Consider the following 11,156-nt stretch of genomic DNA (forward strand, 5'->3'; position numbering starts at 1 on the left):
TGTTTAGGGTTTTTTAGAAATTTGGACTTAGGTTATATTCGTTATAGAAATTGTCTAAAATATCTATAACTTCAACTGCAGTATCCACAACGTGAATTAAGTCTAAATCTGATGCGCTAATATTATTATTAGCATTAAGAAGTGTTGTTTTTACCCAGTCCATTAATCCAGACCAAAATTCTGACCCAACAAGTATAATCGGGAAGGATTCTATTTTGTGGGTTTGGATAAGTGTAATGGCTTCAAACAATTCATCTAAGGTTCCAAAGCCGCCTGGCATTACTACAAATCCCTGTGAGTACTTTACGAACATGACCTTGCGGACAAAGAAATAATCAAAATCTAAGCTCTTATCATTATCAATATACGGGTTGTCGTGTTGTTCAAAAGGCAAATCGATATTAAGCCCTACAGATGTACCGCCAGCAATATGAGCACCTTTGTTACCGGCTTCCATAATACCAGGCCCACCACCAGTAATAACACCATAGCCATGTTCCACAATTTTTGAAGCAACTTCTTCAGTTAATTTGTAGTATTTGTGGTCTGGTTTTGTACGGGCAGAACCAAAAATGGATACACACGGCCCAATTTTGCTTAATTTCTCGTAGCCATTAACGAACTCGCCCATAATTTTAAATATGGCCCAAGAGTCGTTTGTTTTTATTTCATTCCAGCCTTTGTGCTTATGTTCTTTTCTCATTGAGGTAAAATAATTTCTTTTTTAGCAATTTGTTATCAAATTTGAAACAATCTGCATAATACTAAATTTTAATTAAATACTGCACGCAAATTTAAGTAATTACAGCGTTTCTTAATTGATATCTAATCCATAAAAAAGGGTAAACCTTTTGGCTTACCCTAGTGTATATATAATGTGCTTTAATTTATAGCATTTTACGTCCCGATATAATATTGTATAGTATAACGATGACCGCTATGACTATCAAAATATGTATTAAACTACTTGTTCCCAAACCTGGGATAATATCGAGCATGCCCAATAACCAAGCAATGATACAAACTACTGCAATTAACCAAAGAATACCTCTCATAATTATAAATTTTTAAGTTAGTGATAACAAATTACGAATAATTCTTAACACTTTAACATTTACAGTTGATAGGGTTAAGGAAATTAGTAAACGAGCTAAGGATGAGCTAATTGTTTAATAATCAATTAAGTTCCTTAGTTAAAAACTTAGCAGTGTAGCTTTTTTTATCTTTAATGATGTCCTCTGGAGTCCCTTTAGCTACGATTTTGCCACCGCCTTTTCCTCCCTCGTAACCTATGTCAATAATATAATCCACAGTTTTTATCACATCTAGATTGTGCTCAATGATGAGTACGGTATTTCCTTTATTGACGAGCTTATTCAAGACTTTTAAAAGTACATTGATGTCTTCAAAATGAAGACCAGTTGTAGGTTCGTCTAAAATATAGAATGTGTTTCCTGTATCACGCTTGCTCAACTCTGTTGCTAATTTTATGCGCTGAGCCTCACCTCCAGAGAGCGTTGTACTTTGCTGCCCTAAAGTAATGTAGCCTAAACCAACATCTTTAATGGTTTTAAGCTTGCGATATATTTTTGGAATATGCTCAAAAAAGTCAGTGGCCTCATTTATGGTCATATTTAAGACATCACTGATACTTTTTCCTTTATAGCGAATTTCTAATGTTTCGCGATTAAAACGCTTTCCCTGGCACGTTTCGCATTCCACATAAACATCTGGAAGGAAATTCATTTCAATAACGCGCAAACCAGCGCCTTGACAGGTTTCGCATCGTCCTCCCTTAACGTTAAAGCTAAATCGACCTGGTTTATAACCACGAATCATAGCTTCTGGTATTTTAGCAAAGAGACTTCTTATTTCGTCAAAGGTTTTTGTATAGGTAGCTGGGTTACTTCTTGGTGTTCTGCCTATTGGGGATTGGTTGATGTCAATGACCTTATCTATGTGCTCTAAACCTTTAATGCTTTTGTACGGCATCGGTTTTTTAACACCGTTGAAGTAATGGGCATTCATAATAGGGTAGAGCGTTTCATTAATTAAAGTGGATTTTCCACTTCCTGAAACTCCAGTAACACCTATCATCTTACCTAATGGGATTTCAATAGTGACGTTTTTAAGATTATTTCCTGTACACCCTTTTAAGACGATTTGTTTTCCATTGCCTTCTCGACGCTTTTTCGGGATTTCAATTTCCTTGTTGCCATTTAAGTACTCAGCAGTCAAAGTGCTTTGCTTTAAAAGCGCGCTAGGAGTGCCTTCACTTATAATTTCACCGCCATGTTTACCTGCAAAAGGACCAATGTCTATAACATGGTCTGCACGTTCTATCATGTCTTTATCGTGTTCTACGACGATAACCGAATTGCCCACGTCCCGAAGTGATACCAGCGAATTGATTAATTTTTCATTATCGCGTTGGTGTAAACCAATACTTGGTTCATCCAGGATATAAAGTACGCCTACTAATTGAGAGCCAATTTGAGTAGCTAAGCGAATGCGTTGTGCCTCACCCCCAGATAATGATTTTGAACTGCGATTTAGCGATAAGTACGTTAGGCCAACATCTAATAAAAACTGAACTCTATTTTTAATTTCTTTTATAATCTCTTCAGCTATCTTTTGCTGAGTGTTAGTAAGTCTGGTTGATAATCCTTCAAACCATTCGCCTAACTCAATAATGTCCATAGCAACCAATTCGGCTATGCTTTTACCATCGATTTTAAAATAGAGTGATTCCTTTTTTAAACGAGATCCTTCACAGGTTGGACACTGAACCTTATCCATATATTCTCTGGCCCAACGCACCAAAGACGTAGAGTTAGATTTATGCTGGTTTTCAATAAAGTTGGCTACACCCTCAAAATCGATATTATAATCACGAGCGACTCCTAGTAACTTACTTTCAACAGTAAACTTGTCTTTACCACCATATAGAATAATGTTTTTGGCTTCATCAGGAATGTCTTTCCACGCATCTGAAAGTGAAAACTCAAAGCGTTGGGCGATGGTTTCAAACTGTTTAAAAATCCAGCTCTTTTTTTGTGGCCCATGTGGAGCAATAGCACCATTTTTTATAGATAAAGACGTATCTGGAACAATCTTGTTTTCATTTACCACATAAAGCTCCCCGATACCGTTACATTTGTGACAAGCCCCTTTTGGTGAATTGAATGAAAAGTTATTCGGTTCTGGGTTAGGGTATGAAATCCCGGAAGATGGGCACATTAAATTTCGACTAAAATAACGTACTGCATTAGAATCTTGGTCAATGACCATAAGCACATCATCCCCATGATACATGGCAGTATTTATGGATTCCATCAATCGTTTTTCATTGTCGGTAGAGTCTTCAATTTTTAATCGGTCAATGACAATTTCAATATCGTGGGTTTTGTAACGGTCGAGTTTCATGCCTTTTTCAAGGTCCACAATCTCTCCATCTGTTCTTACTTTTACAAAGCCTTGTTTGGCGATTTGTTCAAACAGTTCACGATAATGGCCTTTACGAGAGCGAATAACAGGGGCTAGGATATTAATCCGCTTACCAACAAAAGATTCCATAATTAAATCCTTGATCTGCTCATCACTGTAGCTGACCATTTTTTCGCCTGTATTGTAACTGTAGGCATCGCTGGCACGGGCAAAAAGTAGCCTTAGAAAATCGTAGATTTCTGTGATGGTGCCCACTGTAGAGCGTGGGGATTTGCTGGTTGTTTTTTGCTCAATGGCAATAACAGGGGAGAGGCCATCGATTTTATCCACATCGGGGCGTTCTAGGCTGCCCAAGAATTGCCTGGCATAGGCTGAAAACGTTTCAATATAACGACGCTGTCCTTCTGCATAAATAGTGTCAAATGCTAAGGACGATTTTCCGCTACCGGAAAGCCCAGTGATGACCACGAGTTTTTCGCGTGGAATGGTAACATCAATATTTTTAAGGTTGTGAACCCGTGCTCCTTGTACTTCGATAGCGTCGTCGAATTGACTCATAAATAGTATAAAATTCTTCTTTTATTAGCAACCATGCCTAGAAAAAAACACTTCAGCAGGTAAAACTCGCTTTTGCCAAAAAGGCTTCTACGAACGAAGTTGCAAAGATACAAATTTTAAGGGTAAAAGAGGCCTATAAAGACCTTATGAGAAGGTATTAAAAAAGCCCTAATATTAGGGCTCGTTATTAATGAATATAAATGTCTAAATTAATTGAAAGAAACCAGTTCCCCAGCTTCAATTGCTTTGTTATAATTAGCTTTTATCGACGATTTAATACCAAAAAACTTACTGCCATCTTTTGTCTTTAACATCACATAGTTATTGCCATCATCATCTGTGATTACTTTGTCTATAACAACAGTCTTATCGTAAACACTTTTATAATTGGCTACTTTGGTGCGTTTGGTAAGGATATTACGCTTTGGGAAATCGATATTGTCGTAATTTTGATGTTTTGGTGCTTTTACAATTAACTCATCACCAACCTGAGGCACTTCTTGTGCAATTGCAGAAAATAAGAATCCTGTAAAAACTAGAGTAAAAAATACTTTTTTCATAATATAAAGGGTTTAAAATGAGTATACTTCAAATTTATTCAGTTATTTATAAACTTCAAAATTATTAACAACTATTTTAGAAAACCTCTCAGTAACTCAATATTTACCATATTGTTTTAGAGTAGATGGGTTTTAGTATATTTAAAATTGAATAAAAATTAAAATGCCAAAACAGAGAAATAATATCATTAATGCTATCCGAGACATCATAGAGGTCATTTTGAAAGCACTAGGAAACTCAAATAAAACCAGAACTTGGCACCAGCACGTTGTGCCTTACGAAGACGGTTGGGCTGTACGTCGCGAAGGCAATAAGCGAATTACTTCAAAACATCGCAAACAAAGTACGGCTATACGCAAAGCCAAAGCCATAGCAAAAAGAAAAGACTCGGATGTTATTATCCACCGAGAAAGTGGTGGTATCCGAGATAGAATAAGTTATGACTAATGATATTTTGCCAGTACATGATTCGTTTTAATTTATCAAGATATTATTTTTCTTAATTTACATGTGTCAATACAATAGGCTTATATCTATTTCTAAAAAAAAATAGGGCTTTGCAAAAAGATAAAAATTATCGTTATTTGAATCTACTAAATCACTTAAACTCAATACCTGAATGTTAAAAACTAAAACTATTTTTTCCCATACTCTATTTATAACCTTACTTTTCTCACAGTTTTTATTCTCTCAAAGCAGCAAAACGATTTTGAATTTGATTTTTGATAATCAAAGAGAAAATGCTCTTGAGGTAGTGAAATCAGAAAATTATAATACTACCGACATTGAAGCAGTTCTATTAAAGAGAATAGTTGAAGCTGAAAATGGATTATTAAAATACGATGATAAATTTATCGAGCAATTTATGTCTTTTGATGAATTTGAGTATTATTTGTATGCTTTTTGGACTCAATACTATTTTTTTGAAGATTACATAGGTAATGGATTTAATGAAAACCATGACAAAGTATTATCGGAAATTGAATTCCAAAAAGTGAAGATTCCGACAATTAGATATGGTTTAAATTACTTGAGTGCAGTCGTATCTAGGAGTAATAAAAACTGGAATGGTTTTAATAAAAACATTAACCAAATACCAGCCATTAGAAATTGGGAATATTGTGGTGTTTTTGAAAATTTAAACATGAGCGGGTTTGATATTGTCTATGAACCTGAAAATGAGCCTAATCTTAATACTGATTTTAATGCACAAAGTAACGGGAAAACCAATTGGTATAGATCCAAAACTACAGAAAGTGAAGTTTACAATTTTTTTTCCAATCATGCGGAATATGGTGCTGGTGTAAATTATGCTCAAACTTTTATACAGTCAGAAAGTGATAAAGATGTTCTACTAAAGCTAGGTAAGTCTGACTACATTAAAGTTTGGCTAAATGATCAGTTGGTAGTTGAGAATTCTGAAGTCCATGGTACTGAGATAGATGCCTTATCATATAAAGTTAATTTAAGTAAGGGGACTAATAGAATTTTAGTAAAAAGTGCTTCTAGAGGGACAAGCCCATATTTTGTAATACGCCTTAGTGATTATAATGGTGAGCCAATTAGAGGTATTGATAATGATCTTTCTAAAAGAGATTATAAAAAAAGTTCTTCAACAAGAAATATTTCTGAAGAGGTTATACATCCTGTAGAACTTTATTTTAAAAACAAAATTGAAAATGAAGATGGAAATCCCGAGCTAAACAAAATTTGCTTAGCAAATACTTATTTGAGGAATGGAAAAATTGATGAAGCGCAAAGACTTATAGAAGGTTTATACTCTGCCTACCCTAATAGCTCATTTCTTCGTTCTTACCTTATAACCTGCCACGAGAAGAAGGGAAACACTACCACAGTTGATAAGATTACTAAAAACATGGTACATGATGACCCTAATTATTACTTAAGTCTTTTTTCAGATATAGAGGATTTTGATGCTATGCTAAAATTGGATTTAAAAGATTTTGATGATAAGGTAAAACAAATAGAAGCCTCCACGAACTTAGATTATGTTGCTAATGTGGGTAAATTATTTAAGTACTTAAGAGTTGAGGATTTGTCAAAAGTTAGAGAAGTTTTAAACGATTATTTAAATGATAACACATTACCTTCAAGTACCTTTCATACGTTTGCTGATATTTACTCAAGTATGTTTAATGATGACGAGAAGACGGTTGAAGTATTAGAAAATTATAATAAAAATCATTTTAGTTGGGATGTAGTTTCTTACTTAAAATTTTACTACAAGAAGCAAAATAAATATGATAAAGCAAATAATCTATATATTGATTTACTAGATAGGCTAGTTGCAAATAATGATGTGAATTATAATATTATTACCAATTTATTTGAAATATCTAAATATCAAGAGGCTTTGCCTTACATTGATAAAGCATTAAATAATTTTCCCAATTCTTTCCTTTTTTTAAAATATAAGGCGGATGCATTATATCAAATTGGCAAGGTAGATGAAGCTCTACCCCTCTATAAAAAAGTGCTTTCTAAAAGAGCCAATAATAAAGAAGTGAGAGCTAAAATTGATGATATTGAAAACAAGTCAGACTTACTAAAAACCTTTGAGATAACAGATTTTTATGGTTATGTTAAAGCTCATAGAAATACAATTGATAAAAATAATTACGGACTTAATATACTATTGTCTCAGACTAATATATTAGCTTATGATAACGGTGGAGGAGAATACAGAACTACATTTATTTATGAGATAACCTCCCAAAATGGAATTAACATTCTTAAAGAATATGATTTAGGGTTAGGAGGTGATTATACAATTCATAAGTCAGAGATTATAAAAACGGATGGAAGTATCGTGCCAGCAGATAAAAATGGTTCTAAACTTGTCTTTGACGAATTAAGTATTGGAGATGTAATTTTAATTAATTACGATTCAGATTATTATTCTACTGGAAGATTCTTTGATGAACAAGTTTTGAATCGAAGTTTTGAAGGATATCATCCAAATATAAAAAATGTTTACAGAGTTATTTATGGTAAAAAGCAAATAAACCATGTAAAATCTAGTGACAAGATAAAATACAAAGTTTCATCACTTAATAGTTTATATGTACATGAATGGTCTTTGGAAAATTCCGAAGGAATAAGTCCTTCAGAAGATTATATGCCTGTATTAGGCGATTTAGTACCCAAAGTACATATTAGTACTATACAGTCTTGGAGTGAAATAGCTAATTGGTATGCTGATTTAGTTAGGAATCAACTTAAAGATGATGATGTAGTTGAACTAACATTCAATAAAATTTTTCCGAATAAATCCCATTTGCTTATACCCAAGCTAGAAAGAGCAGAGAAAATATACTACTACATCACAGAGAATCTTAATTATAGTTCAGTAAGCTTTAGACAAAGTGGATTTGTCCCTCAAAAACCATCTAAAACAATAACATCCAAGCTAGGTGATTGTAAAGATTTATCTTCACTATTTTTAGTGCTCGCCCAAAAAGCAGATATTGATGCCAATCTTGTATTAATATTAACGTCAGATTATGGAAAACAAGAGTTAGTATTACCCGATACTGATTTTAACCATTGTATTGCCAGAATCAACATAGATGATAAGACTTATTATTTAGAGTTAACTAATAAAAATTTGCCTTTTTTAAGTTTTCCTTTATCACTTCATAACGCTGTTGCTTTAGATATTCCAAATAAAAATATATCAAGTGAAATAAATAAAAGCGTGTATTTCCTTAACCCTACTGAAACAAGAAAACAAGCAAAACACAAAGCAGCATCAATAATTAGAGTTCCTAGCAGTGAGGAGGAAAATGCTTCTTGCTCCTATAACCACATTGCAACTGGACACCTTTCTTCTTATTATATAGACTTGCAAAGAACAAAAGAAGGAGACCTTTTTAATGAATCGGTTTTTAATGAATTGGATAACAGGTCTATATTTCAATTAGAATATCAGAATTTAGAATCCTTTAATAATGATATTTCTGAAGCGGAGGTGTCATACAACATAGATATTGGTATAGATTTAGAAATCAATAAAATAATGGAGTATTACACTTTTAAGATTCCATTTTTTTTACATCCATACAATCAAGATATTATTAAATTAGAAAATAGAAATCACCCTATAAACTATAAAACCTACGAAAATTCTGATTTTTATGAAGAGAATATTAACCTTATTCTTGAAGAGGGTTTTGAATTTGTTGATATACCAGAAAATTTAGATCTTAAATTTAAGAATCATAAATACAAGTTGACATATATACTTAAATCTAAAAACGACTTAACAATAAACATAGAATCTAATTTAGATTTTGAAAATATTTCACCGGATGAGTATAGTGATTTTAAAAATTTTGTAAAGAATGTTTTAGATTCACGTAAAGAAATTCTAAAATTTAAAGCACAGTAAAACATGAAATTATTAGGCATAGGCTCAAGAATTAACCACTCAGAATATGGTAAAGGTGTTGTTACCAACGTCACGTCACAGCATTATTGGGTAACATTTATTGATAATGGGTTGGAAACTATAGATTTGGATTCCGAGTTTGACATTATAGAAGCTGCAGAAGACGACGTTGATACGGTTAGTTTTTATGAAGTGGAAAGAAGCTTGAAACAGATTTTAAAGAAATGGTCCGATACCAGTGAAGTTATCAGTATTGCAGATAAGTGGAAGGGAGGTAAACTGATCATGGAACCTGGTGACACCAACCTGCAAGGCAAAGAATTACCGATTGACACCTTTTTTCATAAGATTACAATGGTACGTGATCGTCTCCGGGTTATGGAACAAAAGATAAACTCTAGTAATTTGGATGAACAAGAGAAAATTGATTTGCAACAGTATATTACACGGATCTACGGCAGTTTAACGAGCTTTAATGTATTGTTTAAGTTAAAAAGCCAGCAGTTTGTAGGTCAAAGAGGGAAATAGATTAGGGTTATTGAGCGGACGATATATTAGTAATTTCAAGATTAAATACTAATAATTTATGATTAGTGGGAAGCTTAGCACCACTTTCGGTAGTCATCCAGTCTTGCCAAGTAGCTTCTAAACCGCCTATTGGTAAAATGTCAACCCACATCTGAAAACTTTTAGGTTTACCACTATCGTCCAAATGCCATAAATAGGAGTCTCCTGGTGTTGAGCCTCCACGTGTATAGGTGACTAGTAAGGATTTCTTGCCGTCTTGGTCTACAACTAAGCGTCGTTCCACTCCTTGATCAAATACTTTGTATGGCGCAACGAGCCAAAACGAATCATTGTTAAAGTACTTCTCAGCTTTTAAAATATACTCGTGTTTTTGTTCTCCGTTATATTCTATATCACCAGCAAATACTTTAGATGCATCAATGTCACTAAAGTTTAATACAACCCTCATTTTATCCCAAGAGACGTGGCATTTTTCTTCTGATTTATACCATTTGTAATGATGACTACCCTTGAAAGACCACTCTATATAATCTGTGTTTTTGTAGGCTGATATATTTAGAGCCTTTGTCATCTTCTGTGCTAGTTTTTCTGCTTCCTCTCCCTGTTTTCCTGTCGGCAGATCCTCATCATATCTTAGGTACAAAAAACCAAAGAATAGGAGAGAAGGTAGGGTGAAGAAGATGATGACACCTCCAATGATTTTTAGAATGCGTTTTGTTTTTGATGTTTTAGTCATTTAGGGTTATAATAATTACGGATATAGCTTTTCTTTTATCGCTTTTGCTAATACACCTGCAGCTTCAGGATGATTTCTAAACCATAATTCTGGTTCTATCAATTCAAGTTCGGACACTGCCAGTTTATAATCGTTATCTTTAAAAATATCAACTCTGGCATACACAGGTAATTCAGGACAGCCTTTAACAGCGTTTTCTGCAAATTCTATCTCATGAATCGTCGGCGTATAGTTGTGCACTGTTCCACCAAAATCATCCTGTACCCTAAAATCCCCAGCTTTTGCTTTTTTTAGAACGGCATGTGTAAACTGTCCATTGAATACCATCAAAGATATTTCACCTTCAGAAACGATGTTATACTGAAACGGCTGCAATAGCATAGCTTCTTTCTCAACTAACTTTTGAAATATAGCTTCATGCTGTTCCAAATTTTCAGGATTCAATTTGTAGGTATGCCGCGCTGCTCCAGAAACACAAGGTTTTAATACGGTTTCTGTCCAGCCGAGGAATTCATGTAACTCTTTTAGTGTTATTTTAGAACCGACTTCTATGAATTTAGATTCTGGAATATCAATACCATGTTCACACAAATCTAATAGATAGTGCTTATCGATATTCCATCGAATCAATGCCTCTGAATTTATTAATTGAGTGCTCTGCGATACGTTTTTTAACCAACTTAAAAATTCATCAAAGCGGTCAAAATAGTCCCATGTAGTTCTAAAGAGTAAGGCTTTAGAGCTAGACCAGTCAAACGCTTTGTCATCCCAAGACCTTCTTGTAACTTTTAGATTTTGGTTACTCAACGCATTGGCGACCAACTGATCTTCCAAAAAGACATTGTGCTTGTATGTATCTTTACTATCCTTTAAGTACCTTCTATCTGTGAGGATAACAACATCAAACCGAGCCAT

9 protein-coding genes are annotated in these 11,156 nt (G+C 33.8%); 3 read left to right on the forward strand and 6 right to left on the reverse strand.

Going from position 1 to position 11,156, the window contains the following annotated elements; genetic code table 11:
- Positions 1 to 13: 13 nt before the first annotated feature.
- From ACFEMA_RS13530 to ACFEMA_RS13545, 4 genes are all read right to left on the reverse strand, one after another.
- A complete protein-coding gene (locus tag ACFEMA_RS13530) occupies positions 14 to 703 on the reverse strand; it encodes a TIGR00730 family Rossman fold protein (RefSeq protein WP_411768744.1) in 690 nt (229 codons plus the stop codon).
- A 184-nt stretch (positions 704 to 887) separates the two neighbouring features.
- Positions 888 to 1,055: a lmo0937 family membrane protein gene (locus ACFEMA_RS13535; RefSeq protein ID WP_411768745.1), complete on the reverse strand. Its 168-nt coding sequence runs from the start codon at positions 1,053 to 1,055 to the stop codon at positions 888 to 890.
- A gap of 121 nt (positions 1,056 to 1,176) precedes the next feature.
- The gene (gene uvrA / locus ACFEMA_RS13540) at positions 1,177 to 4,005 is read right to left on the reverse strand and encodes an excinuclease ABC subunit UvrA (protein ID WP_411768746.1); all 2,829 of its coding nucleotides are present in this window, start codon (positions 4,003 to 4,005) and stop codon (positions 1,177 to 1,179) included.
- Positions 4,006 to 4,214: 209 nt separating this feature from the next.
- A complete protein-coding gene (locus ACFEMA_RS13545; protein ID WP_411768747.1) occupies positions 4,215 to 4,565 on the reverse strand; it encodes a hypothetical protein in 351 nt (116 codons plus the stop codon).
- A 163-nt stretch (positions 4,566 to 4,728) separates the two neighbouring features.
- Here ACFEMA_RS13545 and ACFEMA_RS13550 point away from each other — a divergent pair, with 163 nt between their 5' ends.
- The 3 genes from ACFEMA_RS13550 (at position 4,729) to ACFEMA_RS13560 (ending at position 9,505) form a co-directional block, all read left to right on the forward strand.
- The gene (locus tag ACFEMA_RS13550) at positions 4,729 to 5,013 is read left to right on the forward strand and encodes a DUF2188 domain-containing protein (protein WP_411768748.1); all 285 of its coding nucleotides are present in this window, start codon (positions 4,729 to 4,731) and stop codon (positions 5,011 to 5,013) included.
- Between the two features lie 262 nt (positions 5,014 to 5,275).
- On the forward strand, positions 5,276 to 8,977 hold the full coding sequence (locus ACFEMA_RS13555) for a tetratricopeptide repeat protein (protein ID WP_411768749.1): 3,702 nt from the start codon (positions 5,276 to 5,278) through the stop codon (positions 8,975 to 8,977).
- Positions 8,978 to 8,980: 3 nt separating this feature from the next.
- On the forward strand, positions 8,981 to 9,505 hold the full coding sequence (locus ACFEMA_RS13560) for a hypothetical protein (protein WP_411768750.1): 525 nt from the start codon (positions 8,981 to 8,983) through the stop codon (positions 9,503 to 9,505).
- A gap of 7 nt (positions 9,506 to 9,512) precedes the next feature.
- Here ACFEMA_RS13560 and ACFEMA_RS13565 read toward each other — a convergent pair whose 3' ends face one another.
- Complete coding sequence (locus tag ACFEMA_RS13565) at positions 9,513 to 10,241, reverse strand: hypothetical protein (RefSeq protein WP_411768751.1); 729 nt, start codon at positions 10,239 to 10,241, stop codon at positions 9,513 to 9,515.
- A 15-nt stretch (positions 10,242 to 10,256) separates the two neighbouring features.
- Complete coding sequence (locus tag ACFEMA_RS13570; protein ID WP_411768752.1) at positions 10,257 to 11,156, reverse strand: ATP-grasp domain-containing protein; 900 nt, start codon at positions 11,154 to 11,156, stop codon at positions 10,257 to 10,259.

The sequence above is a fragment of the Winogradskyella sp. A3E31 genome (assembly GCF_046720935.1).
Classification (GTDB): Bacteria; Bacteroidota; Bacteroidia; order Flavobacteriales; family Flavobacteriaceae; genus Winogradskyella.